Genomic DNA, 12,791 nt, shown 5'->3' with positions numbered 1-12,791 from the left:
ACGCTCCTCGGCTGCTCGGGTGCGACGTTGACGCCGCTTGTAGGGAAATCCGAGGATCCGAGGAGAGGTGGGCGGATGTCAGCCGCGCGGAGAAGAGACCCTGTCCGTACGCCGAGGAGGACGCTCGCCGTCGGCGCCCTCGCCGTCGCCCTGACCGCCGGGCTCGCCGGCTGTTCGGGCTCCGGCGGCACGGCCCACCAGGGCGGGCAGGGCGGTGCGGGGGTCAAGAAGGAGCCGGCCGCGGCCCCGCAGAGCGCGGTGCGGCTGATCGGCGACGGCTCCACCGCCTTCACCGGCCGGCAGCCGAACCAGCCGGTCTGGCAGCGCCTGAAGCCGGGTCAGGAGCCGCCGCAGTTCGTGGTGTTCTCCTGGGACGGTGCCGGCGAGGACAGCCAGAAGCTCTTCTCCCACTTCCGCAAGGTGGGCAAGCAGTACGGCGCGGCGATGACGTACTTCCTCAGCGGCGTGTACCTGCTGCCCGAGTCCAAGCGCGAGATGTACGACCCGCCGCAGCACTCCGCGGGCCGCTCCGACATCGGCTTCAACGACGTCCAGGGCATCCGCGACACCGTGCGCGAGCTGCGCGGCGCCTGGGAGGAGGGCAACGAGGTCGGCACGCACTTCAACGGGCACTTCTGCGGCAAGGACGGGGGCGTGGGCACCTGGTCGGTCGAGGAGTGGAAGAGCGAGATCAACCAGGCCAAGTCCTTCGTGAAGAACTGGAAGACGAACGCCGGACTGAAGGGCGAGAAGCCGCTCCCGTTCGACTACGACAAGGAGCTCGTCGGCGCCCGCACCCCCTGCCTGGAGGGCCGCAAGAACTTCGTCCAGGCAGCGGCCCAGATGGGCTTCCGCTACGACACGAGCGGCGTCAACGACCAGATCTGGCCCAAGAAGGACGTGGGCCTGTGGGACCTGTCGATGCAGCTCGTCCCGGTCCCGGGCCGCGCCTTCCAGACGCTCTCGATGGACTACAACTTCCTCGTCAACCAGTCCGGTACGACGCAGGGCGACCCGTCCCAGCACGAGTACTGGGGCAACCAGATGCGTGACGGCCTCGTGCAGGCCTTCGAGCGCTCGTACCGGGGCAACAGGGCGCCGCTGATCATCGGCAACCACTTCGAGTCCTGGAACGGCGGCACCTACATGCGCGCCATCGAGGACACGATCGCCACGGTCTGCGTGCAGAAGGACGTCAAGTGCGTCTCCTTCCGCCAGCTCGCCGACTGGCTCGACGCCCAGGACCCGGACGTCGTCGCCAAGATGCGCACCCTGAAGGTCGGCGAGGCCCCGCCGGCCGGCTGGAAGGCCTTCCTGGCCCCCCAGCCGGCCGCCCCCGCGGGCGCCCCGGCAGCGGTCAAGCCGGCTGCCCGGCACTGAGCCCTTCGGACCGACGTCAGCTCGGCTGCGGCACGGCCGGCTGTTCGCCGAGTACGAACCCGGGGTCGACCTGCGCCGCCAGGTCGGCCCCGGTCTTGGCGTTGCCCCAGCTCTCCGCGTTCTTCAGGTGGAAGTGGACCATCTGGCGCGTGTAGCGCTCCCAGTCGCGCTGGGCGTACGAGTCGTCCGCCGTGTTCTGGAGGGCCTGGAGGGCCATGCGGTTGGTGGCCTCCAGGAGCTCGAAGCGGGGCGGGCGGCCCTTCTCCATGGCGCGGACCCAGTCGGAGTGGCCGACCGTCACCAGCAGGTCGTCGCCGACCTCGGCACGCAGGAACTCCACGTCGTCCGCGCCCTGCACCTTGTTGCCGATCACGCGCAGCGCGACGCCGAAGTCCCGCGCGTACTCCTTGTACTGGCGGTAGACGGAGACGCCCTTGCGGGTCGGCTCGGCGACCAGGAAGGTCATGTCGAAGCGGGTGAACATGCCCGAGGCGAACGAGTCCGAGCCGGCGGTCATGTCGACGACCACGTACTCGTCGGCCCCGTCCACCAGGTGGTTCAGGCACAGTTCCACCGCGCCGACCTTCGAGTGGTAGCAGGCCACCCCGAGGTCCGACTCCGTGAACGGGCCGGTCGCCATCAGCCGGATCCCGCCGTCGTCGAGCGCGACGGACCGGGCGCAGGCCTCGTAGACGGGGTTCTCCTCGCGGACCCGGAGCAGCCGCGAACCCTCCCCGGGAGGAGTCGTCTTGATCATCGTGTCGGGTGAGGCGATCCGCGGATTGGAGCCCCGCAGGTACTCCTTGATCAGCGGCAGGTGCGCGCCCATGGCGGGCAGCGCGGCGGCCTCCTCGTCGGAGAGGCCGAGCGCCGCTCCGAGGTGCTGGTTGATGTCGGCGTCCACCGCGACGACCGGGGCTCCGGCGGCGGCGAGGTGTCGGATGAAGAGCGAGGACAGCGTGGTCTTGCCGCTGCCGCCCTTCCCCACGAAAGCGATCTTCATGTTCACCTAGGGTAGTGGGTTCATCGCACCCCGTGGTCGAGGTGCGTGAAGAAGACCACTCCAAGGTGGGGCGGCCGCCCCGGGCGCGTAGCCTCCCTACTTATGAGTACGCACGCCTCTGACCCCCTGGCCGCCCTCGGCTCCCTGCCGGGCGTCGCCGACTCGGTGGACTCCGTACGCAAGGCCGTCGACCGGGTCTACGGCCACCGTGTGATGCGCCGCCGCAGCAACGAGATCACCGGCGAGGCCGCCCTGCGCGGCGCGCGCGGCTCGGCCGCCCTCTCGGGCGCCGACTGGGCCCTCGAAGAGGTCCGCCGGCGCACCGACTTCAGCGGCGACGACGAGGCCCGCACGGTCGGCGCCGCCCTCCGGCTCGGCGCCGAGTGCGGCCAGCTGCTGTCCATCTGGCGGCAGTCGCCGCTGCGGGTCCTCGCCCGGCTGCACCTGGTCGCCGAGGGCGACCCGCGCGACACGACCGGCCGGCCGCGTCAGGCGGGCGAACCGGTCGTCGAGCCGCTGATCGAGGCGCCGCTGCCGGACCCGGCCGAGGTCTCGGGACGGCTCGACGGCCTCGCGGACCTGATCATCGCGGGCGGCAACGCCCCGGCCCTGGTCACGGCCGCCGTGGTGCACGGCGAACTGCTCGCGCTGCGCCCCTTCGCCTCGCACAACGGCCTGATCGCGCGGGCCGCCGAGCGGATCGTGCTGGTCGGCAGCGGGCTCGACCCGAAGGCGATCTGCCCGGCCGAGGTCGGCCACGCGGAGCAGGGCCGGGCGGCCTACGTCGCCGCCTTCGAGGGCTACCTGTCCGGCACCCCGGAGGGCGTGGGCGCCTGGATCGCGCACTGCGGGCGCTCGGTGGAGCTGGGAGTCCGGGAGTCGACGGCCGTCTGCGAGGCGCTGCAGCGCGGCGCGGCCTGATCGGGAACTGATCGGGCCTCGTCCGGCCCGGAACATGGGTTGCGGCGGTACCAAGGAGCGGTACCGCCGCTGGCACGTCTACCCAGTTACCAAGCGTCCTCGATATGTGCCCATCAGGCGGGGAACTTTGCCCATCGCCTGGTGCGGCTGGCCCTTAATCGAAGGGTCGACGTCGCGTGGGTGCCAGGTTTCCATGCTTAGGTCCGTGGGGCCGTGATGCTCAACAGGTGATCCTCTCGGATGTCCTAGGTCTCGCGGGCCTGATTCCTTTCTACTCCTGTCCGGGAGGAAGCGAAAGTCCTGGCTCCGCTTCTTTGCCTTCGTCTCAAATCCGGGCAAAGCGATCGGCAAGTCCCGTGGTCCCGGCCGCCTTGGCGATATTCGCCGCCTGGGCGAGTGCGGCCTGTCTGCGACGGCTGGCGTACCAGACGAGGCCCGCGGTGGCCGCGGCCGCTCCCACCGCCGCCGCGGCGACCAGCGCCGGCCGGGGCGGCATGCGGAATTCCGGCAGACGCTGCTTGAGTCGGACCGGCTTGTCGAAGGAGAGCACCGGCCAGTCCCGGGCGGTCGCCTCGCGCCGCAGGGTCCGGTCGGGATTCACGGCGTACGGGTGACCCACCGCCTCCAGCATCGGCAGATCGGTCGCCGAGTCGCTGTAGGCGAAACAGCGCGAGAGGTCGTATCCCTCGGACTCCGCGAGCTCGCGCACCGCCTCGGCCTTCGTCGGGCCGTACGCGTAGTACTCCACCTCGCCGGTGAAGCAGCCGTCGTCGCCGACCACCATCCGGGTGGCGACCACCCGGTCGGCGCCCAGCATCTCCCCGATCGGCTCGACCACCTCCGCGCCCGAGGTCGAGACGATCACGACATCGCGCCCGGCGGCGTGATGGCTCTCGATGAGGGAGGCCGCCTCGTCGTAGATGATCGGGTCGATCAGATCGTGCAGGGTCTCGGCGACGAGCTCCTTGACCTGCGCGACGTTCCAGCCTTTGCAGAGCGCGGAAAGGTATTCGCGCATCCGCTCCATCTGGTCGTGATCGGCTCCGCCCACCAGGAACACGAACTGGATGTACGCCGTCCGCAGCGCGGCACGGCGACTGATCAGTCCGCCACGGTAGAAGGACTTGCTGAAGGTCAGCGTCGAGGACTTCGCAATGACCGTCTTGTCCAGGTCAAAGAAGGCGGCTGCGCGCGGCATCGAGTGGTTTTCCACGAGCCCGAGCATAGGTGCCCGCCATTCGGCGTACGCTGGGGCGCGTGGGTTTGCCTGAGAAGGCTCTCGGGTACACCATGGAAGTCACGGATCGTTCGCGACCGTGCTAACCCGGTCCGGCTCCTCCCCCCCCGAGTCGGCCGGAAAGACGACCCCCGCTCTCCCCCCCGGCGGGGGTCGTCGCATGTCCGGACGCGTTTTCGTCCGATGTTCCACTACTTTCGCGCCTCCTTTCGTCCTGGATCCCCTGAGAGCCGGGCGGACGAGTGCCCCCCGATTTCGCTACTCAGCGTAGTCGTCGCGCTGCTCTCCGGGCAGTCCCGGTTCGGGTGACGAAGTTATTCACAACCCCTGGCTTATCCACAGTTTTCGAGCAAGATCCACATGATTTCCGAGTCGGCGCCACGGTGATTCCGGTCGCGAAGTTCGCGGACCGCAGGAATCACGTGAGGGGTGGCTGCCGTGGAGGGATCGAAGGCTTCCGGAACGCCGGAGAACGCGGGTTCGGGTTCGGGCCCGGGTGCGGACAGGGACGAGGGCGGACGGGCCGGCGGTGGCGGCGGGCGGCGTGGGCCGGGCCCGGACGGTGGAGGAGCCAGGCCGCCCAGGCCGCTGATCGTGACCGAGGACCTCGCGCTCCTCGATGACCTGCTGCGGCTGTGCGCCGCGGCCGGCGCCGACGCCGAGGTGCACCACACGGTGCCCGAGCGCGGCGGGGGCTGGACCGACCCGCCGCTCGTCCTCGTCGGCGACGACGCCGCCGCCCGGTGCCGCGGCGCCACCCGCCGGCCCGGTGTCCTGCTCGTCGGCCGCGACCCCGACGACCCGGGCGTATGGCGGCGCGCCGTCGAGCTCGGCGCGGACGACGTGCTGACCCTGCCCGGTGACGAGACCCGGCTCGTCGACCGGATCGCCGACGCGGCCGAGGGCGTCGGCAGGCAGGCGCTGACCGTCGGCGTCATCGGCGGGCGGGGCGGCGCGGGAGCCTCCACCCTCGCCTGCGCCCTCGCGCTCGCCGCCGCCCGGGCCGGACGGCGCACCCTGCTTGTCGACGGCGACCCGCTCGGCGGCGGACTGGACGTGCTGCTCGGCGGGGAGCGGGCCGAAGGGCGGCGCTGGCCCGACTTCGCCGCCTCGAAGGGACGGGTGGCCGGCGGGGCCCTGGAGGAGTCGCTGCCCTCGGTCCGGGGGCTCCGCGTCCTCAGCTGGGACCGGGGCGACTCGGTGGTCGTGCCGCCCGCGGCCATGCGCTCGGTGCTCGCCGCGGCCCGCAGGCGCGGCGGAGTGGTCGTGGTCGACCTGCCCCGCCGGGTCGACGGCGCGGTCGCCGAGGCCCTCGCCCAGCTCGACCTCGGACTGCTCCTGGTCCCGGGCGAGTTGCGGGCGGTGGCCGCCGCGCACCGGGTGGCCTCCACGGTCGGGATGGTGCTGCGCGACCTGCGCGCGGTGGTCCGCGGACCGTACGCGCCCGGACTCGATGAGCGCTGGATCGCCGACGCCCTGCGCCTGCCCCTCGCGGGCGAACTCCCTTACGACCCCGGACTCTCGGCGGCCCGGGACGGCGATCCACCGCCCGGCGCCGACGCCCGGGGCGGGCTCGCCCGCTTCTGCACCGCCTTCTGGGAGCGGGCCCTCGTGCCGGAGCGTGCCTCATGAGCGGGGCGGGGCTGCTCGACGCCGTGCGGCAGCGGCTCGCCGAGAGCGGCGCCGAGCCGACCCCGGCCCGCGTCGCCGCCGCGCTCCGGGCCCAGGGGCGCCTGCTCGGGGACGCCGAAGTGCTCGGCACGGCGGAGGAGCTGCGCAGCGAACTGGTCGGCACCGGCCCGTTGGAGCCACTGCTCGCCGACCCGCGCGTCACCGACGTGCTGGTCTCGGCACCCGACCGCGTCTGGGTGGACCGGGGCGCGGGCCTCGAACCGACGAGGGTCACCTTCCCCGACGCGGCGGCCGTCCGGCGCCTCGCGCAGCGGCTCGCGGCGGTCGCGGGACGCCGCCTCGACGACGCCAGGCCCTGGGTGGACGCGCGCCTGCCGGACGGCACCCGGATGCACGCCGTCCTGCCGCCGGTCGCGGTCGGCTCGACCTGCCTGTCGCTGCGGGTCGTGCGGCCGAGGGCCTTCTCCGTGACGGAGCTCGCGGAGGCCGGCACCGTCCCGCCCGGCGGCGCGCCCCTGCTGCGGGCGCTCGTCGAGGCCCGCGTCTCCTTCCTCGTCAGCGGCGGCACCGGATCGGGCAAGACCACCCTGCTGTCCACCCTCCTCGGCCTCGTGGGCGAGCGGGAGCGGATCGTCATCGCCGAGGACTCGGCCGAACTGCGCCCCGACCACCCGCACGTCGTGCGCCTGGAGGCCCGCCCGCCCAACCAGGAGGGCGCCGGTTCCGTGACCCTGCGGGACCTGGTGCGGCAGGCGCTGCGGATGCGGCCGGACCGACTGGTGGTCGGCGAGGTCAGAGGCCCCGAGGCGGTCGACCTGCTGGCCGCCCTCAACACGGGCCACGAAGGCGGCTGCGGGACCGTCCACGCCAACACGGCGGCCGACGTCCCCGCCCGCCTGGAGGCCCTCGGCACGGCGGCCGGACTCGACCGGGCCGCCCTGCACAGCCAGTTGGGCGCCGGACTCTCGGCGGTGCTGCACCTGGTGCGGGACCGCTCGGGCCTGCGGCGCGTCGCCGAGGTACACGTCCTCGCACGCGACCGGGAGGGGCTGGTCGTGACCGTGCCCGCGCTGCGCTGGGAAGCGGAGGGCTTCGCACGGGAGCGGGGCTGGGAACGGCTGCGCTCGCTGATCGGAGGAGCCATGACGGGGGAGGAGGGGCGCCCATGACACCCATCACGACGGGGATCGCGGGCGGAGCCGCCGCGCAGGGAGCGGCGGTGCTGTGCGCGGGCGGCGCGCTCTGGTGGACGGCCGAGCGCGAGCGGGCGCTCCGCCGGGCGAGGACGGTCCTCGCGGTGCCGGGCGGAGGAGCGGCCTCCTGGCCGACGGCCTTCCGGCGGTGGCGGGATGCCGCCCGGCGGCGGCCGGAGTGGCTGTGTCTGCCCGTGGCGGCGCTCCTCGCCCTGCTGGGAGCCTCGTTGCTGCCGCTGCTCGCGGGCGCGGTGGCGGTGCCCCTGGTGGGCCGCCGGCTGCGGGCGGCCCGGGCCCGGCGCGAGCGGGAGGCCCGAGGCGACGGCGTGGTGGCCCTGTGCGGGGCCGTCGCGGGCGAGCTGAGAGCCGGCTGGCAGCCCGCCCAGGCCCTCGCGTTCGCGGCCCGCACGACCGGGGCGCTCGGCGGGCAGGAGGCGGCGGTCCTGGCGGCGGCCCGGTTCGGCGGGGACGTCCCCGAGGCGCTGCGCCGGGCGGCACGGCGGGACGGCGCCGACGGGCTCGCCGGGATGGCGGCCTGCTGGCAGGTCGCCGTCGACGGCGGCGCGGGCCTGGCCGCCGGGCTCGACCGCCTGGAGGCGGCCCTGCGCGCCCACCGGGACCAGCGGGAGCGGCTGCGCGCCCAGTTGGCCGGGGCCTGGGCGACGGTCGCGGTCCTCGCGGTGCTTCCGGTCGCCGGACTCGGCCTCGGAGCCGCGCTCGGCGCACGCCCTCTGCGGGTGCTGCTGCACACCCCGGCGGGCCTCGGCTGCCTGGCCGTCGGCGGCGCCCTCGAAGCCCTGGGGCTGTGGTGGGCGGCCCGGATCGTGCGGCGAGGGGAGCGCCCATGACGACGGCACTCGGAGCGCTGTGCGCCCTGGCCTGGGCGGTGAGTCTCGTGGCCGACCGACGCCGCCACCGGCGCCTGCGCCGCCGCGTCGAGGCCCTGCTCCCGGCCGCACCGGCACCGGTGCGGTCCCCCCGCCGGTCCCTGCCGCCCCGGTTGCGGGCCTGGGCCGTTCCCTGCGCGGCGGGTGTCGGCGGATGGGTGCTGATCGGCGGGCTGCCCGGCCTGGCGGCCGGGGCCGCCACGGCCTGGACCCTGCGGTGGCTGAGGGCCCGGCGTGCCTCGGGCACGGCACCGGACGACCAGGAGATCATCCGTCAGCTCCCGCTGGCCGCCGACCTGTTGGCGGCCTGCGCCTCGGCCGGCGCCGGACCCGGGGAATCGGCGGAGGCGGTCGGCCGGTCCCTGGGCGGACCGGTCGGCGAACGCCTGATCCGTACGGCGGCCGAGCTGCGACTCGGCGGCGAACCGGCCGAGGTGTGGCGGAGGTTCGGCGCGATACCGGGCGCGGAGGGACTGGCCAGATGCCTGGAGCGGGCCGCCTCCTCCGGGGCACCCGCGGCCGACGCGGTGGCCCGGCACGCCGAGAGCCTGCGAGCGGCCCGCGCCCGAGCGGCGGCGGCCCGCGCGCAGCGGGCACAGGTGCTGATCACCGCACCGGTGGGGCTCTGCTTCCTGCCCGCCTTCCTGGCGGTCGGAGTGGCCCCGGTGGTCATCGGCCTGGCCACCGGGCTGCTCGGTGGCGGGTGAGCGGGCGCGACGAGAAGCCGGGACGACGGGACGAAGAGACGGCAGACGGCAGCACGGCAGGACGGCGGGACCACGGGAGGACGAATGGCGCGACGAGGACGAGGACCAGGACGAGGACCAGGACGAGGGGGAGCCGGGATGACGAAGACGAGGGCCGTGGCGGCCTTGCACGTGATGACCACGGCCATGGAGGCCGTGACGGCTGTGAACGCGAGGAGGGAGAAGGCGATGGACGCGATGCGGACGGCGACTCGGACGATGACGGGGCGGGCGGTGGACCTGGTGAAGGTCGGCACGTTCAGGGCGGTGCTCCATGGCTGGTGGCGGGTCCGGCGGACGGCGGTGCGCGGGGACGCGGGCATGAGCACGACGGAGTACGCGATGGGCACGATCGCCGCGGCGGCGTTCGCGGCCGTGCTCTACAAGGTGCTCACCAGCGGGGCGGTCACCAAAGCCCTGGAGTCGGTGATCGGGAAGGCCCTCGATGCGCCGTTCTGACCGGGGTTCGGTGACCGCGGAGACCGCGGTCGCGCTGCCCGCCCTGGTGCTGTTCACGGCAGCCCTGCTGTGGGGGCTGGGCGCGGCCGGAGCGCAGATTCGGTGCGTGGACGCGGCCAGGGCAGGGGCGCGGGCGGTCGCCCGTTCCGAGCCGGTGGCCGCGGCGGAGGCGGCGGCGCGGGCCGCCGCGCCGGACGGGGCCAGGGTCACCGTCGAGCGGTCGGGCGAGCTGTGGCGGGTGACGGTGGAGGCGTCGGCGCCCGGCCCGGGCGGCCTGGGGCTGACCCTGCGGGCCGGCGCGGCGGCGCTCGCCGAGGACACGGTGGGGGTGGCGGTGCCATGAGGGGCGGCGACGACCGGGGAGCGGCGACCGTGTGGACGGCGTTCGCGGCCTGCGCCCTGTGCGTGGTGTTCGGGGCGGTGCTCGCGCTGGGCCAGGCGGTGGCCGCCCGGCACCGGGCGGGCGGTGCGGCCGACCTGGCGGCCCTCGCGGCGGCCGACCGGGCGCTGTGGGGCGAGGAGGACGCGTGCGCGGCCGCGACGCGGGTGGCGGCGGCACAGGGCGCCGACGTGGTCCGGTGCCGGGTGCGCGAGGACATCGCGGACGTCACCGCCCGCGTCTCGGTGGGCCCGTGGTCCCCCGAGGTCGCCTCCCGAGCGGGCCCACCGGGCCCCGCGGGCCTCCAGGCCCCGCTGCCGGGCCTTACGCCCCGAGGGCCTCCAGGCGCCCCGCTGCCGGGCCTTGCGCCCCGCGGGCCCCCAGACGCCCCGCTACCGGGCCTTACGCCCCGCGGGCCTCCAGACGCCCCGCTACCGGGCCTTACGTGGCCTCGGACGAGGGCGAGGCCCCCGCGTCCGCCCCCTCAGGCTCCCGAGCCTCCCGCAGCAGTTCCGTGAGCAGTCGGACCGCGCCTCGTTTGTGGAGGGGGTCGTTGCCGTTGCCGCACTTGGGGGACTGGATGCAGGAGGGGCAGCCGGAGTCGCATTCGCAGGAGGCGATGGCTTCCCGGGTCGCGGTCAGCCAGGCGCGGGCGGTGTGGAAGGCGCGTTCGGCGAAGCCGGCGCCGCCGGGGTGGCCGTCGTAGACGAAGACGGTCGGGAGCAGCGTGTCGGGGTGGAGCGGCACGGAGACGCCGCCGATGTCCCAGCGGTCGCAGGTGGCGAAGAGCGGCAGCATGCCGATGGAGGCGTGTTCGGCGGCGTGCAGGGCGCCGCCGAGGATCTCCGGACCGATCCGGGCGGCGTCGAGCTGGTCCTCGGTGACCGTCCACCACACGGCGCGGGTGCGCAGGGTGCGGGGCGGCAGGTCCAGCTTGGTCTCGCCGAGCACCTCGCCGGTGATCAGGCGGCGGCGGAGGAAGGAGACGACCTGGTTGGTGACCTCGACGGAGCCGAAGCAGAGGCGCCCGGCTCCCCAGGGGACCTCGGTGTCGGTCGACAGGACGGAGATGGAGGTGGTGTCGCGGGCGGTGGTCGAGTAGGGCGGGCTCGCCTCCTCGACGAGGGCCACGGAGTCCTTCAGGTCGAGCTCGCGGACCAGATAGGTGCGGCCCTGGTGGAGATGGACGGCGCCCTCGTGGACGGAGGCGTGGGAGGCGGCCTCGTCGACGGTGCCGAGGAGCCGGCCGGTGCCGGTCTCGACGATCCGTACGGGGCTGCCGCCGCCGCCCCGGATGTCGGTGAGGTCGGCGGCCCGTTCCCGGCGGGTCCAGTACCAGCCGGTGGAGCGGCGGCGCAGCAGGCCGGCCGATTCCAGCTGGGGGAGGAGGTCGGGGACGGCGGGGCCGAAGAGGGGCAGGTCGGCCTCGGTCAGTGGTAGTTCGGCGGCGGCGGCGCAGAGATGGGGGGCGAGGACGTAGGGGTTGTCGGGGTCCAGGACGGTCGACTCGACCGGGCGCTGGAAGATCGCCTCGGGGTGGTGGACCAGGAAGGTGTCCAGCGGGTCGTCGCGGGCGACGAGGATCGCCAGCGCGCCCTCCCCGGACCGGCCGGCGCGGCCCGCCTGCTGCCACAGGGAGGCGCGGGTGCCGGGATAGCCGGCGATGACGACGGCGTCCAGGCCCGAGACGTCCACGCCCAGCTCCAGGGCGGTCGTGGCGGCCAGGCCGAGGAGTTCGCCCGAGTGCAGGGCGCGCTCCAGGGCGCGGCGCTCCTCGGGCAGGTAGCCGCCCCGGTAGGCGGCGACCCGGCGGGCCAGGGAGCGGTCGACCTCGGCGAGGCGTTCCTGGGCGATCACCGCGATCAGCTCGGCGCCGCGCCGGGAGCGGACGAAGGCGACCGAGCGCACGCCCTGGACCGTGAGGTCGGTCAGCAGGTCGGCGGTCTCGGCGGTGGCGGTGCGGCGGACCGGGGCGCCCTGCTCGCCGTGGAGCTCGGTCAGCGGCGGCTCCCACAGGGCGAAGACCAGTTCGCCGCGCGGGGAGGCGTCGTCGGAGACCTCGGTGACGGGCAGGCCGGTGAGGCGGGCGGCGGCGCGGGCCGGGTCGGCGGAGGTGGCCGAGGCGAGGAGGAAGACGGGGTCGGCGCCGTACCGGGCGCAGACGCGGCGCAGGCGGCGCAGCACCTGGGCGACGTGGGAGCCGAAGACGCCCCGGTAGGTGTGGCACTCGTCGACGACGACGTAGCGCAGGGAGCGCAGGAAGGAGGCCCACCTGGGGTGGGACGGGAGTATGCCCCGGTGCAGCATGTCGGGGTTGGTGAGCACGTAGTTCGCGTACTGGCGGACCCACTCGCGCTCCTCGACCGGCGTGTCGCCGTCGTAGACGGCGGGCCGGATCCGGTTGCCGAGCGGGGCGGCGAGTTCCCGTACGGCACGGCGCTGGTCGGCGGCGAGGGCCTTGGTGGGGGCCAGGTATAGGGCGGTGGCGCCGCGCCCGTTGGCGGCCTCGGCGCCGTCCAGGAGGGTGGACAGGACGGGGGTGAGATAGGCGAGCGACTTGCCCGAGGCGGTTCCTGTGGCGATCACCACGGAGGTGCCGTCCAGGGCGTGCTCGACGGCTTCGGCCTGGTGCGCCCAGGGGTGCTCGATCCCGGCGCGCTGGATGGCGTCGATCACCTCCGCGCGAATGCGGTGCGGCCAGACGGCATGGCGGCCCTCCCGGGCGGGCAGATGCTCCGTATGGGTGATGCGCGAGGCCCGGCTCTCGCCTGCGGAGAGCCGGTCGAGGACCTGACCTGGAGAGGGGCGGTAGCCCGTCTCCCCGGCGGGTCGGCGGGGGTGGTGATTCTTGGCCATCGGCATCGAGTGTGTCACCGGCGTGACGGACAATGCTTCCAAGGCGTCGTGCATGGCAGTCGGTAAGTGATTGAATGCCATCGCGGCCGGCGTTCCGT

Annotated in this window: 11 protein-coding genes and 1 pseudogene; 9 read left to right on the top strand and 3 right to left on the bottom strand. The window is 74.4% G+C overall.

Going from position 1 to position 12,791, the window contains the following annotated elements; all coding sequences use genetic code 11:
* The first annotated feature begins 75 nt into the window (after window positions 1–75).
* The gene (locus tag AB0Q96_RS07925; protein WP_365322790.1) at window positions 76–1,380 is read left to right on the top strand and encodes a hypothetical protein; all 1,305 of its coding nucleotides are present in this window, start codon (window positions 76–78) and stop codon (window positions 1,378–1,380) included.
* Between the two features lie 16 nt (window positions 1,381–1,396).
* On the opposite strand, the gene AB0Q96_RS07920 is transcribed toward AB0Q96_RS07925, so the two are convergent.
* Entirely contained in the window at window positions 1,397–2,383 is a 987-nt protein-coding gene (locus AB0Q96_RS07920) for an ATP-binding protein (RefSeq protein WP_365322788.1), read from the bottom strand.
* A 102-nt stretch (window positions 2,384–2,485) separates the two neighbouring features.
* On the opposite strand from AB0Q96_RS07920, the gene AB0Q96_RS07915 reads away from it, so the two are divergent.
* Window positions 2,486–3,304 (top strand): Fic family protein, encoded by an 819-nt coding sequence (locus AB0Q96_RS07915; RefSeq protein WP_365322786.1) that lies wholly within the window; start codon window positions 2,486–2,488, stop codon window positions 3,302–3,304.
* A 325-nt stretch (window positions 3,305–3,629) separates the two neighbouring features.
* On the opposite strand, the gene AB0Q96_RS07910 is transcribed toward AB0Q96_RS07915, so the two are convergent.
* On the bottom strand, window positions 3,630–4,529 hold the full coding sequence (locus tag AB0Q96_RS07910) for an HAD-IB family hydrolase (protein ID WP_365322784.1): 900 nt from the start codon (window positions 4,527–4,529) through the stop codon (window positions 3,630–3,632).
* A 600-nt stretch (window positions 4,530–5,129) separates the two neighbouring features.
* Between AB0Q96_RS07910 and ssd the strand changes: the two genes are divergently transcribed.
* From ssd to AB0Q96_RS07875, 7 genes and pseudogenes are all read left to right on the top strand, one after another.
* Complete coding sequence (gene ssd / locus AB0Q96_RS07905) at window positions 5,130–6,173, top strand: septum site-determining protein Ssd (protein WP_365323299.1); 1,044 nt, start codon at window positions 5,130–5,132, stop codon at window positions 6,171–6,173.
* On the top strand, window positions 6,170–7,342 hold the full coding sequence (locus tag AB0Q96_RS07900) for a TadA family conjugal transfer-associated ATPase (protein WP_365322782.1): 1,173 nt from the start codon (window positions 6,170–6,172) through the stop codon (window positions 7,340–7,342). The genes ssd and AB0Q96_RS07900 overlap by 4 nt, the downstream gene beginning before the upstream one ends.
* Window positions 7,339–8,214 (top strand): type II secretion system F family protein, encoded by an 876-nt coding sequence (locus tag AB0Q96_RS07895; protein ID WP_365322780.1) that lies wholly within the window; start codon window positions 7,339–7,341, stop codon window positions 8,212–8,214. Before AB0Q96_RS07900 ends, AB0Q96_RS07895 begins: the two co-directional genes overlap by 4 nt.
* Window positions 8,211–8,960, top strand: a complete 750-nt coding sequence (locus tag AB0Q96_RS07890; RefSeq protein ID WP_365322778.1) for a type II secretion system F family protein — start codon at window positions 8,211–8,213, stop codon at window positions 8,958–8,960. Before AB0Q96_RS07895 ends, AB0Q96_RS07890 begins: the two co-directional genes overlap by 4 nt.
* A gap of 258 nt (window positions 8,961–9,218) precedes the next feature.
* Window positions 9,219–9,458 (top strand): DUF4244 domain-containing protein, encoded by a 240-nt coding sequence (locus AB0Q96_RS07885; RefSeq protein WP_365323297.1) that lies wholly within the window; start codon window positions 9,219–9,221, stop codon window positions 9,456–9,458.
* Window positions 9,445–9,801, top strand: a complete 357-nt coding sequence (locus AB0Q96_RS07880; RefSeq protein WP_365322776.1) for a TadE family type IV pilus minor pilin — start codon at window positions 9,445–9,447, stop codon at window positions 9,799–9,801. The genes AB0Q96_RS07885 and AB0Q96_RS07880 overlap by 14 nt, the downstream gene beginning before the upstream one ends.
* Window positions 9,798–10,136 (top strand): annotated as a pseudogene (locus AB0Q96_RS07875) (Rv3654c family TadE-like protein); the annotation flags it as partial. The gene AB0Q96_RS07880 and the pseudogene AB0Q96_RS07875, both read left to right, overlap by 4 nt.
* Window positions 10,137–10,278: 142 nt before the next feature.
* Here the strand turns inward: AB0Q96_RS07875 and AB0Q96_RS07870 are convergent.
* Entirely contained in the window at window positions 10,279–12,774 is a 2,496-nt protein-coding gene (locus AB0Q96_RS07870; RefSeq protein ID WP_365322774.1) for a DEAD/DEAH box helicase, read from the bottom strand.
* Window positions 12,775–12,791 lie beyond the last annotated feature (17 nt).

The organism is Streptomyces sp. NPDC093111 (genome assembly GCF_040683955.1).
Taxonomy (GTDB): Bacteria; Actinomycetota; Actinomycetes; order Streptomycetales; family Streptomycetaceae; genus Streptomyces.
This window is presented reverse-complemented; position numbering and strand designations above follow the sequence as displayed.